The sequence below is a fragment of the Pseudoalteromonas sp. 2CM28B genome (assembly GCF_023161935.1).
The window spans coordinates 20,682-34,333 of sequence record NZ_JALNTH010000038.1 but is presented as its reverse complement, the minus strand read 5'-3'; the positions used below and the strand labels follow the sequence as shown (position 1 = coordinate 34,333).

The following is a 13,652-nucleotide window of genomic DNA, read 5'->3' as shown; positions in this document are numbered from 1 at the left end:
TAACATGAGTATTGAGTAAAGAATTGGTATGAGTAAGCAAACCCGCTGGACCCTAAAAAGTATTGCTAAAGAGTTAGGTGTATCTAACGCAACAGTCTCTAATGCGTTTAACCGCCCTGATCAGCTATCGGCTAAACGCCGAGACGATATTCTTGCAGCGTGCAAAACCTTGGGCTATTACGGGCCCAATAAAGCCGCGCAATCGCTTCGCAGTGGTACATTTAACATTGTGGCGTTAGTGCTGCCCGATAGTGTGGAATATATGGTGTCGGACCCTGTGGCCAGCAGCTTTATGCGGGGTGTAACCTCGGTGCTTGAAAAAAACGGCATTAATGTTTTATTGTTTTCTGGTAATAGCGATAACCTTAACAGTGTGGTCGACTTTGTAGATGGCTTTATTTGTTATGGCCGCCCTCGTAATAACGCATTAGTAGAGCAGTTAAAAACGGTCTCTAAACATGTGGTAACTATTGATTTTGATATAGCCCGCAATGCCTCAGTAAATATTAATAACGAGCAAGCAAGTTACGAAATAGCCAAGCATGTTTTAAAAAATCAAAGCGATAAAGTCGCTATTTTAGGCTTAAGATTACTTGATGAAAACGTATTGTGCCGCGTATATGAGCATCACGAATTTGAAACAGGGCAATCTATTTCGCACCAACGTTTACGGGGTTATCAACGTGCTTTAAGTGAGACAAATATAACCGTAGCTGATGACCGCATTTGGAATATACCTGAGAGCAGCGAGCGTTTTGCTAACATTGCCGCTAAAGAGGTGTTAAGTGCCTCCCCTCGCCCAAACGTTATCATTTGTATGAGTGATTTAATTGCCCTTGCCACCATGCGAGAAGCGATAAAACAAGGCATAAAAATAGGTGAAGAACTGCGTATTGTCGGCTTTGATGGAATAGACGAAGCCGCTCGTTTTGTGCCGCGCCTAACCACTATTCATCAAAACAGCCAAGAAAAAGGCGTAATGGCCGCCGAGCTCTTTATATCAAAAGAAGAAAAAATATGTGATGTAAGTTACGAGCTAGATATTGGCGCAAGTGGTTAATAGGTTATGTTAAAAAGGGCTGGGTAAACAAAAGCCAAGCTTTTGAGCTTGGCTTTTATGTTTTAATAGCCTGTTAGGCTAACAATGCGTTTAAACTTATCGTTGTTTCTTCATCACCATTTACTTGGGTAATAAGCGCGTCTCGCGTTTTAAAATTAACACTTAATGCAATAGACTTATCTTCTAGTTGCCACGTTAAACAACATATTCCCAGGGTGCCGTGAGCACTAAACTCTCCTGCAAAAGCGGGGTGTTCATTACGTAATTTAATGAGCTCTATTAAACCTTTTACTACAGGTTTATTGAGTGCGTGCTCAATTGTTTCACTATTTAAATACGGGCGGTTAATATCACGACCCACATTGGTACGCGCAAGTAAATCCATATCGTTTTCGCAGGCAAATAAACCACCGTAGTACACTTGCGGCACACCGGGGGCAAAAAACTGTATGGCACGCGAAATCAAATAATCTAAATCGTTAGCGCCTAATGCATTGTAATACGTGCAATTTACTTGGTATAAATCAACATTACTGGCAGCAGCACCTGTAGCTTGGCGGCTTTGGTTGTTACTGTTGGCATGCATGGTTTCTACAAGGGTATCTATTTGCTGTGCATTTAATAGCCCTGGCTTGTCGCCCATTGGGCCTGCATCAATAATGCCTATGCCGTCATGCGTATCAAGTACCGTTAAACAGTTGCGTGGTGAAATTTGTAACCATTTAAGTAATGCATCTACATCGTTATTAAATAAGCTATGTAAAATAAGCGGCGGTAATGCAAAGTCGTAAACCATGTTTACACGCTTTGCTACTTCTACTTGGGTTTGGAAGTGGCTATGAATTTCAGCAATGGTTTCCATGCCAAGCTCGTTTGCTTGCTTTGATAGGTTATCTAGGTAGCCAAAGGTTTCGTCTAGCATAAAACAGTTTGTACCGGCTTGTTTAATTGCGTAACCCGCTGCATCTAAACGAATAATATTTACGTTATTTTCAGAAAACTTAGTTAATACATTATTTAAATACGCAATACCTGCTTCAACTTTTACGTTTATATCAATTTGGTTATCGGTAAACGTGGTCCAAAAGTCATACGTTTGACCATCGCCACACTGCATTGGCGTAAAACAGCTACCGGGGCGCGGGCGATAAATTGCTTGTTGCTCAGCTTCGCTCATACCATTTGGAAAAACGTCTTCTTTTGTTAAAAACAAATCCCAAAATTCTGATTGTTTACCTTTAGCTAGCACATCTTGAAACTGATAAGACTGCGCTGAAACATGGTTAACGATTAAATCGGCCATTAGATCATGGTTTTCACCCAGTGCTTGAATATCAGCCCATGTACCAATGCGAGAATCTACTTCGCTGTGATCAATCGGGTCAAAGCCTGCATCGCTGCCATCAATCGGATTATAAAACGGCAAAAGGTGTACACCACCAAAAACGCCCTTAAGTTGGCCATTTAAAAGCGTAGTAAGTGCGTTTATATCTTGCCCTGTGATTCGATCAGCGTATGTGATCAATTGAACTTTATTCTTCATCATGTGTGATTACCAAGTTGAAACTTAATCGATTAAGATATATCTTTAACTAGCACGTACAATTTTACAAGTAATTTTTAAATATTTTACATACAAAAGTTGTGGCAAAGGTAATACTAACCAGAGTAAGTGATTGAGTTATTACTATAACTTGAGCCACAACGAGGAAAAATCACATGACAAATTTACACACACACACCAAAAGCGACCCAATGCAGCGCATACGAATACTCACTTACATGATGTTTTTTATGTTTGCGATGACCTCAGATGCAGTAGGTATGATCATCCCTGAACTAATCACAGAGTTTGGTTTAAGTATGACCCAAGCCAGTGCTTTTCATTATGCACCTATGGCACTCATTGCCTTTAGTGGCTTGTTTTTAGGCTTCTTAGCCGACAGCCTAGGCCGTAAACAAACCATAATGCTGGGCTTACTTATTTTTTCGCTCAGCTGCTTTTTGTTTGCCTTTAGCAATAGCTTTTCGGTGTTTTTAATTTTGCTGTGCTGTATAGGGCTTGCCATTGGTTTATTTAAAACCGGCGCACTAGCGCTACTTGGCGATATATCTGCAAGTAACGCAGAGCACACTAAAACCATGAACAAAGTAGAAGGCTTTTTTGGTATTGGTGCCATAGTTGGCCCTGCGTTGGTAGGCGTACTGCTTACTCAAAACGTGAGCTGGACTTATCTGTACATTATTGCCGGCGTTATGTGTTTAATTTTAGCGTTAATGGCATGGCGCGCCGACTACCCAAGTGTTGTTAAAAGCACAGAAAAGCCAGCTTCACTTGCCACCACCATGAAAATGATTAAAAACCCGTATGCACTTGGTTTTTCGTTGGCTATTGCATTATATGTGGCTACCGAGGTTGCTATTTACGTGTGGATGCCAACACTTTTAAAAGATTACACAGGCTCGTGGCCTTTGCTTGCGACCTACGCACTTACTATATTTTTTGTATTACGTGCTGCTGGACGCTTTATTGCTGTATGGCTTTTAAATCACTTTAGCTGGCAAGGGGTTATGGCTTATTTAAGTTTAGGCATCGCACTGTGTTATGTGGGCACTTTGGTAGGCGGAGTTGATTGGGCGGTAGGCTTACTTCCGCTTTCGGGTTTATTTATGTCGATGGTTTACCCTACTTTAAACTCTAAAGGTATATCGTGCTTTCCTGTTGCACAACATGGTGCAGTAGCGGGTGTTATTTTATTTTTTACCGCGCTTTCGGCCGCACTTGCGCCTTTATTTATGGGCATGATAAGTGATTACTTTGGCCACGTACGCTACGGTTTTTACTTAGCTACCGGCTTTGCTGTGATCTTATTTTTAGCCATGCTTTATAACTTTTACCGCGACCCTGCGGCAAAAGCATTAACTAAAAATGCATAAATGGCTGCTCAAGCCAGAATAAAAAACACCTTTAAAATCAATATAAAAACAAAAAAAGTGCAAATTATACACAAAAATAATTTGCATATTGTAAAAACTTTGTTATTTTTACTTAATCGATTAAGTAAAAATAACAAACTCACACAACACAATGAGGCGTTAACATGACAACACACCACACACCTTTATATTTAATCAGTGCCTTAGCACTTGCAGTAAGCCAAGGCGTTCATGCACAAGACGAGCAAGAAACCAAAGTGCAAGCTAAGCAAGGGCTTGAAACAATTGTTGTAACCGGTGTACCTCGCCGCACAACTATTATGGCATCGAGCTCATCAGTAAGCAGTTTATCGCTTGAGCAAGTTGAGGTATCAACGCCACGCTCAACGGCTGAAGCATTTAGAATTATCCCGGGTGTTCGCGCTGAATCAACAGGCGGTGAAGGTAATGCAAATATTGCAGTGCGTGGCTTACCTGTAGCATCGGGTGGCGCCAAGTTTTTACAACTGCAAGAAGATGGTCTGCCTGTAATGCAGTTTGGTGATGTTGCCTTTGGTAACGCAGATATTTTTATGCGCCTTGATAACACAGTGCAAACAATCGAATCAATTCGTGGTGGCTCAGCCTCTACATCAGCCAGTAATGCACCTGGCGGCATAATTAACTTTATTTCTAAAAATGGCGAAAACGAATCGGGTAGCGTATCTACTACTGTTGGCCTAGATTACGACAGTGTACGCACCGACTTTGAATACGGCACCTATTTAACCGACAGCGTGCGTTTTCATGTAGGTGGTTTTGTACGCCAAGGCGAAGGCCCGCGCGAAACAGGCTACACATCAAATAAAGGTGGCCAAATTAAAGCTAACCTTACTAAAGATTTTGAAAACGGTTACGTACGCCTTTACTACAAACACCTAGACGATAAGAGTGTTGGCTATCTTCCTATGCCAATGTACTCAAATGGTGACTCTATTGCTGGCTTTGATGCGCAATCAGATACACCTCACTCAGCGTTATTTACTAAAACAGTACGCTTAAATGGTGAAAACCAAATTAGCAGTGGTGATATCCGTGATGGTATGAATCCAAAGGTTGACTCTGTTGGTTTTGAAGCTGTATTTGATTTAGATAACGATTGGCGTATCGAAAACCGTTTTCGTAAGTCATCAATTAGCGGTAACTTTAACTCGCTTATTCCTGCTGAGGTTGGCAGCGCATCGTCTATTGCACAAAGTATTGGCGGTGTAGGCGCAACACTGAGTAACGCAAACACAGGCGAAGCATTTAATGATGAACTTGCCATGCGTATTCACACTTTTGATGTAACGCTTAACGACTTTGGCTCTATTGTTAACGATTTTAAACTGACTAAATCGTTTAGTGATGACACTAGCCTAACCTTTGGTTACTTTGCCTCTACGCAAAATATTGCTATGTCGTGGTTATGGAACTCTTACGTAATGGAGCTTAAAGGCGACAATGCGGCACTTTTAAATGTAACCGCAGCCGATGGTACTGAGTATTCAGAAAACGGTTTATACGCATACGGCACGCCTTATTGGGGTAACTGTTGTCAGCGCGATTACGACACCGAATACGATACTCGCGCACCGTATGTTGCGTTTTCAACAAAACTTGGTGATGTAAGCATTGATGCAAGTGCCCGCTACGACAGCGGTGAAGCACGCGGTAACTACGCAGGTGCCGTAACCTCAACAGTAGATATGAACCGCGACGGTACTATTTCTATTCCTGAGCAAAACGTAGCAGGTATTGATATAGCTAATGCAAGCCCAGTTAATTACGACTGGAGCTACTCGTCTTACTCTGTAGGTGCTAACTACCAAATTGACCCAAGCCTAGCGACGTTTGCACGTATTAGTAAAGGTGGGCGCGCAAATGCAGACCGTTTATTATTTGGTAAAGTACGCAGTGACGGAAGCGTAGCCGATGAAGATGCAGTAGATGAAGTAAACCAATTTGAGATTGGTGTGAAAAAACGCTTTGACTCGTTCTCGGTATTTGCAACAGCCTTTTACGCAGAAACAGAAGAGCAAAACTTTGAAGCAACATCGCAAACCTTTTTCGACCGTGAATACGAAGCAAAAGGGATTGAGGTTGAATCAACTTACTTTATGGATGCATGGGACTTTAGAGGTAACTTTACTTGGACCGATGCTGAAATTGCAAAAGATGCGCTAACTCCTGAAGTTGTAGGTAACACACCACGTCGCCAAGCGGATTTAATTTACTCATTAATGGCGCGTTACAGCTACGATAAAGGCGCGGCAGGTGTAAGCTTTATTGGTACAACCGATGCTTATGCACAAGATAACAACGACCTTAAGTTTGACGGCTACACGCAAGTAAATGCGTTTGTAAGCTACGACTTATCAGAAAACTTAAACCTTGCGCTTAATGTAAACAACCTATTCGATACAGTAGGTATTACAGAAGCCGAAGAAGGCTCAGTACCTGAGAACGACATTATTCGTGCCCGTACTATTAACGGCCGCACTACGTCGGTTACTTTAAAATACGCTTTTTAACTAAATGTGTGTATTGCGCTGCAGTGAGTCATCGCTGTAGCGCCTTTTAAAGTATGAATAAATAACACCCTTCATGTTTTTAGCCTAGCCTTGCTAGGCTTTTTAGGATATTCCAAATGACCAAACTCATGTGCTTAGGCGAGCTTTTAATTGATATGCTGCCTCAAGATGCTCATAACTCAGCGTACTTACCCATCCCTGGTGGTGCACCTGCTAATGTTGCTGTTGGCTATGCAAAACTTGGCGGAGAGGCTGCATTTTGTGGTGGTAAAGGTGACGATCATTTTGCCAATCAATTAAGTAATGCACTGGCGCAATACAATGTAAATACAGACTATTTATTTACCATTGCTGGCTCACAAACCGCCATGGTAATAGTAAGCCTTGATGAAACAGGCGAGCGCAGTTTTGGCTTTTATCGCCATAACACAGCCGATGTACTTTTAACCCAAGCGCATTTAGCGCAAATAAATTGGCAAAGCATAAGCACCCTGCACTTTTGCTCAAACACCCTAACCGATCCAGCCATAGCTAGCACAACGGTTAAAGCGCTAGAACTTGCTAAAACACATAATAAGCTCGTTAGTTTTGATGTGAATTTACGCTACAGCTTGTGGGAAAACATCCATGATATAGCAAGCAATGTAAAAGCCTGCTTCGCTTATTGCGACATAGTTAAACTTTCGCGTGATGAACTTAATTTTTTAGCAAAGCATAGCGAAACAACGGGCGAAGATTACATTCAAATGCTATTAAATACCGGAGTAAAACTGGTGTTTTTAACCGACGGGCCAGAGCCTGCTACGGTTTACCACAGCGCATTTATACTTAACGAATCGGCACCAAAAATAAACGCAGTAGATACAACAAGCGCGGGCGATGCCTTTATAGCGGGGGTTTTATACTATTTAAATAACTTAGGGAGTAATTTAGTGCTGGCAGATAAACTAAATGATGAAACCAGCATAAAAAACGCCCTGCACTTTGCCCTTCAATGTGGCTCTAAAGCGTGTTTAGCTAAAGGGGCATTTCCGGCATTACCTGTGCTGGCTGATGTAATATAACCTTAAGTAGAGTGCAAGTTGCTTTAAATAATAAAAAACGCTATTGAGAGCGTTTTTTATTATTTAATTATTCATCTAGCCAATCGATGGCGGCGGTGGCGTTTTCGTAGTATTGCACCTCGCCTGAAATAAACCAATTGCCTATTTTAGCCATGCGGGCTTGCCATTCTTGATTGCCATAAATAGCAATTTTATTAAATTCTTTTGAGTGCCTTACGCCAAGCTTTAAATCATCCCACGCGGCGCGAAGCTCCCAACCTTCTAACTCGCTGGCATCAATAAGCACGTTTGCTATAGGGTGTTTAACCTCGCCAAGGGCTGAGTCGATCATGGGGGTAATGACTTTATAGTCGTCGTGGGTTAGCGTTCCTACAGCTTTTAGTTTTAAAAAAAATTCTCGGCCTGCGCGTTCAATACCAATAGATAAACCATGTGTTGTGTGTACCATGCTGCTCTCCTTAATCGGGTGCGCTTATGTTATTTACAGCCTGTGTGAGTGGGTTTAATAACGAAAGCTGGAGTTAATTAAAGCCTATAAAGTGAAATTATTCCCTTTAAAAAATAAAAACCCCAAAAATACCCATCACTTACTGAGTTAAACCATAAAACTACACCGTATTAAGTTAATTAGTACTGAACTAAATCAAACAATACTGCTAAATAATGCTATTTGCTAAGCGTTTTGTACGCGCTCTATTTGCTTATCTACATCTGTTAAGTGCCCTAATTTAAGCCACACTTTTGCACCTTGCTTACCTGCGGTTATATTAAGCTCACTATTAATAGGCAGCCTTAACCAGCTGTGTTTTACTAATACGTCTGATTGCTCACTTATATCGCCTTCAAGCACGAGTAACTCAGCACCCCCGTTTGCACTAATTTGCATGTTAGCGTCTGCCTCAAAATGCAATAAACTCACATCTTCAAAGTCATCTTTATAAAGTGGGGTTATAGCAAGGCCTTTAAATGTGGCGTGTTGCACACTGCCCATATGCTGTGTTTGTAAGCGTACGTGGGTTCTATCTTGTGGCTGAAATTGCCAAAGCTTTACAAATATTATGCAGCCTTCATCAGAGCCTGGTTTGTGCTTTGATTGCGGTGGGTTACGAATATAAGAGCCTTGTGGAAAATCGCCATGCTCATCTTGAAATACGCCTTCTAGTACAAAAAACTCTTCGCCGCCTGTATGCACATGAGGCGAAAACTCGCTCCCTGGTGCATAACGTACAATGCTTGTAGCACGGGCTACTTCTGCGCCTACTCTATCAAGTGGGCGCCTATCAACGCCCGCCATTGGCGAAGGGTTCCAATTAAGTTGCTCACTATGAACAACGACTCTCTGGGTAAAATCGGCGGCTATTTTCATTTTATTACCTTTAAAATTGCATAGTGTGAGAGTAAATTTTATGCATAAAAAAAGCGAGCTTAATAAGCTCGCTTATTTAATTTTTAACGCTTTACGCTACATCTAGCTTTTTATGCTTAGAGTGTACAAACACTAAACCTACTAAGCCAATAACAACCACAGCGGCACCAATTGGTTTACCTAAGTCGGCCGATAAATTAAAGCCAATAGCAGCAGTCATAATGTACGAAAGTGTTACGCCAGTAGCGATAACGGCAGGTATGCTGGTGATCCAGTGGAATGCACGTCTATCAAATAAGTACTTAGTTGCAAGCCATAATACACTGGTTGAAAGCAGCATGTTTGAAAATGCAAAGTAGCGCCAAATAACCGAGAAATCTAATTTAGTCATAAAAAAGGCAATCGTTAAAATTGGCACTGCCAGTAATAAGCGATTACGTAAGCTTTGCGGAATATTAAACGCATCAACCACGGTTAAACGCAGTGAACGGAACGCCGTATCGCCAGAGGTAATAGGGAACACCGCAACAGCAATAATGGCCATAATACCGCCCATTACGCCTAAGTAACTATTTGCTACATGGTTAACCACTAAACCTGGGCCACCTTGATCAAGCAATGCTTTTAAGCCAGCGTAGCCTTCTGGGAATGCAGCAATACCCGCAAGTGCCCATACACAACCTACAATGCCTTCACACATCATTGCGCCGTAATATACTGGGCGTACGTATTTTTCGTTTGTTAAACAGCGGGCAATAATAGGCGCTTGGGTAGAGTGAAAGCCACTAATAGCACCACAGGTAATGGTAATAAACAGTAACGGCCAGGTTGGAAGGCCATCTGGGTTTGGCTCTAAAAAGTCATGCGCGTGGTCGGCTTCAAAGTAGGCTAAAAAGTCGCCTGCAACTGGTAAGTGTGGTGCATCTAGTAATAACGCACCGGCTATTAATGTAGTCATTACAATCATTAATAAGCCAAATAGCGGGTAAAACTTAGTAATAATTTTATCAATAGGTAGCAGCGTTGCTAAAAAGTAGTACGCCAAAATAGCCAAAACCCAAAAAGTATTATTAGCAAAAAAAGTGCCTTCAAATACATCTAAGTTACTTAATAAGCCTGCTGGGCTCATAATAAATACAACGCCCACAAAAAACAGCAGCATGGCTGTAAATATCAGCATAAAGCCTTTAAACACAACGTTGTAATAGTGCCCTGCTATTTCTGGTAAGCTTTTGCCATCTTCTTTAATGCTCATCACACCCGAGAAGAAGTCGTGTACCGCACCACCTAATACGTTACCAAGCACAATCCACACAAGTGCTACCGGTCCGTAAAGCGCACCTAAAATTGGGCCAAATATAGGGCCTACACCCGCAATATTTAAAAATTGAATTAAAAATGCACGCACAGGGTGAATGGCTACATAGTCAACACCTTCGCTAAAGCGTTTTTGTGGTGTATCAACTGTTGTATCCATACCTGCTTGTTTTTCAACAAACGGGCTATAAAACTTATATCCCAGTATTAAGATTGTTATGCAGATAAAAAAGATGATCATAAAGCACGTTTCTCTTTTTGTATTTGGAGTATAGAGCGCCTAATTGCCGCCCCGCCTTTCAATCCATGAATAATCGACGAACATTAACAAAGTATTAATCCCCCCGCTATAAGACGAATAGCTAATACACAAGGGTCTGTAGACCTTTCAAGGTTAAATTTGCAGCAGCCTGTTTGGTATTTAGGCAAGGCAGAGCCTGTCTGGTGTGGTTATTCCCCATAAGTAGGCGATAACGCAGCATTAATGCCAAACAGGCGCTGCCCTTCGGGTCCTGCCTAGGGGCGATTTACTCTTTGTTGCCTACATGGATGTAGGTAAGGGGCGTGAGCAGGACGCGGAAGCTTTGCTCGGTTTTGACTTATTCTTACATGGATGTAAGTCATTAGGATAACGCAGGAGCAGTTATCGAGCCCACTAGGTTACAAACCTCGCGCCGCGATTAAACCGCCCCTAGTTTGAACAAATTTCAAACTGCAAAGGTCAACAGACCCTATTTGAGTTACTTTTTATGCACCTTGCTCAACACTTAATCTAAACGGCTTCATTAATAAAAATTAAAGCAAAAAAAAGCGGCTTTACTATAAAAGTAAAACCGCTTACACACACAATGATTGGGTGTAACTGTGATTTTTTACGTTACGCTGGGCTCATAAACTCGTTAATTTGTTCATGAGTAAGTGTAGGTGTAGCACCGGCACTTTCGGCCACCATAGCACCTACTGCACACGCAAAATCAACAGCATGTTGTGCACAATCGCTACTACAAAGCTGATAAATTAACGACCCTAAAAACGAATCCCCCGCGCCTACTGTATCCACAACGCTAATTAAATAACCTGAGTTATAGTAATTTTCGCCTTTTATGGTTAGTAGTGCACCGTGGCTGCCTTTAGTTACACATAAGTATTCGGTGTTAGTTTGCTGTGCAATAAACGCTAAGTTTTGCTCAAGTGAATGGAACTTACAGCCCATTGCTTTGGCAATTTCATAAAGCTCTTCATCGTTTAATTTGATGAAGTCGGCTTTATTCATTAAATCTACTAATGTGTCTAACGTGTAGTGTGGCGCACGTAAATTTACGTCAAACACTTTAAAGTTAGCTACATCAACTAATTGGTTTAATGTAGCAAGTGAGGCTTCGCTTCGGCCAATTAGGCTGCCAAATACAAATACATCACTGGCTTTTACTTTTTCAATAAGTGAGTCTGTAAGCTCAATGTTATCCCACGCAGTGTCGGCAACTATTTCGTAGCTGGCTGAGCCACTTTTATCTAAGGTAACTTGTACTGTGCTGGTTTTTTTGTCGTTATTAACGCCAATGTATTCGCAGCTTACGCCTTTGCTTTTAATTTCGCCTAGTAGCTCAGTACCGAGTTCATCGTTACCTACAGCGCTTATCATGTCGGCTTTAATGCCCAGTGAGTTAATACGCACACACATGTTAAGCGGCGCGCCGCCTAGGCGTTTATCGTTTGCAAAACAATCCCATAGTACTTCGCCAAAGCAGCTTACGCTTACGTCTTTACCTTGTTTAGAATCAATTAAAATGCTCATTATTAGTTACCTTTAGGCTCAAGCACGTTATTCATAATTGCTTTAATTTTGCTAGCCGGTGCGTATAACGCTTCTACATTGTTTTTGTAGTGAGACGTAAAGGCACTTTGCGTATTTAAATCGCCAAATAAGCTTGTTAGCGATAAAAATGCAAGGTCATCAGTCGCCGTTTTAGCCGCGGCTTCATGTAACTCGCTTTGCATTGCATCGATTATTTCAAGCTTATTGCCTTGCTCATCTTCGCCTTTATCGCTGTAAAAACACCATGCAGCAATAACCAGGGTCGCAAGTGATACATCACGGCCATGGGCTAGATTTTCGTTAATAGTGGCAATTAAAAACTTAGGTAGCTTTGCTGCGCTTTCTGAACAAATGCGCGATAAGCTGTCTTTAATGTTTGGATTAGCAAAGCGCTCAATTAGCGTGTCTTTGTAGATTTCAAGGTCAATGCCTTCTAATTTCTCTAGGTTAGGCGTTACTTCTCTATCCATAAACGCACGTAAGTACTTTGCAAATAAAGGATCTGATACTGTTTCGTCAATTGTGCCGTAGCCATGTACAGAGCCTAATAAACCCAGTACCGAGTGGCCTGCATTTAATAAGCGTATTTTCATGGTCTCAAAAGGTGTTACGTCACTTACAAATTGTGCGCCAACGCTATCCCAATCTGGGCGTCCGCAGCAAAATGAGTCTTCAATTACCCATTGAGTAAACGACTCACAGGTAATTGGCCATTCATCGCTAACACCGTAGGCATCAACAACGTAGTCGATATCGCTCTTTTTAGATACTGGCGTAATACGGTCAACCATTGCATTTGGGAAAGTTACGTTAGTAGCAATCCACTCGCTTAATTCTTTATCTTGCTCGGCCGCAAAGGCAAGTAGCATTTTACGCGTTACATTACCGTTGTGCTGAATGTTATCGCACGACTGTACTGTAAACGCATCAAGGCCTTGTTCTTTACGTAGCTTTAACGCAGCAGTAATGTAGCCAAACGCCGTAATTGGGTCGTTCGGGTTATTAATGTCGTTAATAATGTCTGGGTTTGAGTAGTCAAACTCACCCGTAACTGGGTTAAAGTTATAGCCGCCTTCGGTAATGGTTAACGACACAATATGCGTATCGCTGTGCGCAAGCTTATTAATAACCGCTTGCTTGTCCTCTGGAGCAAACAAAAAGTCAATCATAGAGCCAATAACTTTGTTATCTATTTGCCCATTTGGGTGTCTTACCGTTAGCGTGTAAAGGTAGTCTTGCTGCTTTAAAATATCGCGCAGACCACGGTTACCTTCTAATAAGCCAACACCACAAATACCCCACTGTTCAGCACCTGGCGTTTTTAATAGCTCGTTAATGTACACCGCTTGGTGAGCTCGGTGAAAGCCGCCCACACCAATATGAACTATACCCGCTTTAAGCTTACTACGGTCGTAGTTTGGTGTATCTACATGGCTTGGCATATCTGCCAAGCTTTGTTGGTTTAGCCCTTTAACAAGAGCGTCAGTGTGCTGGTGTTGCGTCATGGTGCGGCCTTACTAAAACAATATTAAAAATTTAA

General features: G+C 41.8%; 10 protein-coding genes. 4 read left to right on the top strand and 6 right to left on the bottom strand.

Annotation, left to right across the window (positions count from 1 at the left end):
• Positions 1-28 precede the first annotated feature (28 nt).
• A complete protein-coding gene (locus tag MTN96_RS30245; protein WP_248533883.1) occupies positions 29-1,060 on the top strand; it encodes a LacI family DNA-binding transcriptional regulator in 1,032 nt (343 codons plus the stop codon).
• Positions 1,061-1,133: 73 nt separating this feature from the next.
• Here MTN96_RS30245 and gtfA read toward each other — a convergent pair whose 3' ends face one another.
• Positions 1,134-2,606 carry a sucrose phosphorylase gene (gene gtfA / locus MTN96_RS30240; protein ID WP_248533881.1) on the bottom strand — a complete coding sequence of 491 codons (1,473 nt, stop codon included), beginning with the start codon at positions 2,604-2,606 and terminating at the stop codon, positions 1,134-1,136.
• 173 nt (positions 2,607-2,779) lie between these two features.
• Between gtfA and MTN96_RS30235 the strand changes: the two genes are divergently transcribed.
• The 3 genes from MTN96_RS30235 (at position 2,780) to MTN96_RS30225 (ending at position 7,613) form a co-directional block, all read left to right on the top strand.
• Positions 2,780-3,997, top strand: coding sequence for a sugar MFS transporter (locus MTN96_RS30235; protein WP_248533878.1), 1,218 nt, complete (start codon positions 2,780-2,782; stop codon positions 3,995-3,997).
• A 164-nt stretch (positions 3,998-4,161) separates the two neighbouring features.
• On the top strand, positions 4,162-6,549 hold the full coding sequence (locus MTN96_RS30230) for a TonB-dependent receptor (RefSeq protein WP_126009263.1): 2,388 nt from the start codon (positions 4,162-4,164) through the stop codon (positions 6,547-6,549).
• Positions 6,550-6,665: 116 nt separating this feature from the next.
• On the top strand, positions 6,666-7,613 hold the full coding sequence (locus tag MTN96_RS30225; protein WP_248533876.1) for a carbohydrate kinase: 948 nt from the start codon (positions 6,666-6,668) through the stop codon (positions 7,611-7,613).
• Between the two features lie 67 nt (positions 7,614-7,680).
• On the opposite strand, the gene MTN96_RS30220 is transcribed toward MTN96_RS30225, so the two are convergent.
• The 5 genes from MTN96_RS30220 to MTN96_RS30200 form a co-directional block, all read right to left on the bottom strand.
• Positions 7,681-8,061, bottom strand: coding sequence for an STAS/SEC14 domain-containing protein (locus tag MTN96_RS30220; protein ID WP_004589535.1), 381 nt, complete (start codon positions 8,059-8,061; stop codon positions 7,681-7,683).
• Between the two features lie 225 nt (positions 8,062-8,286).
• The gene (locus MTN96_RS30215; RefSeq protein ID WP_248533874.1) at positions 8,287-8,979 is read right to left on the bottom strand and encodes a cupin domain-containing protein; all 693 of its coding nucleotides are present in this window, start codon (positions 8,977-8,979) and stop codon (positions 8,287-8,289) included.
• A 91-nt stretch (positions 8,980-9,070) separates the two neighbouring features.
• On the bottom strand, positions 9,071-10,537 hold the full coding sequence (locus MTN96_RS30210) for a carbon starvation protein A (RefSeq protein WP_004589533.1): 1,467 nt from the start codon (positions 10,535-10,537) through the stop codon (positions 9,071-9,073).
• 636 nt (positions 10,538-11,173) lie between these two features.
• Positions 11,174-12,091 (bottom strand): carbohydrate kinase, encoded by a 918-nt coding sequence (locus MTN96_RS30205; protein ID WP_024032786.1) that lies wholly within the window; start codon positions 12,089-12,091, stop codon positions 11,174-11,176.
• Positions 12,092-12,093: 2 nt separating this feature from the next.
• Positions 12,094-13,617: a mannitol dehydrogenase family protein gene (locus MTN96_RS30200; protein WP_024032787.1), complete on the bottom strand. Its 1,524-nt coding sequence runs from the start codon at positions 13,615-13,617 to the stop codon at positions 12,094-12,096.
• Positions 13,618-13,652: the final 35 nt, after the last annotated feature.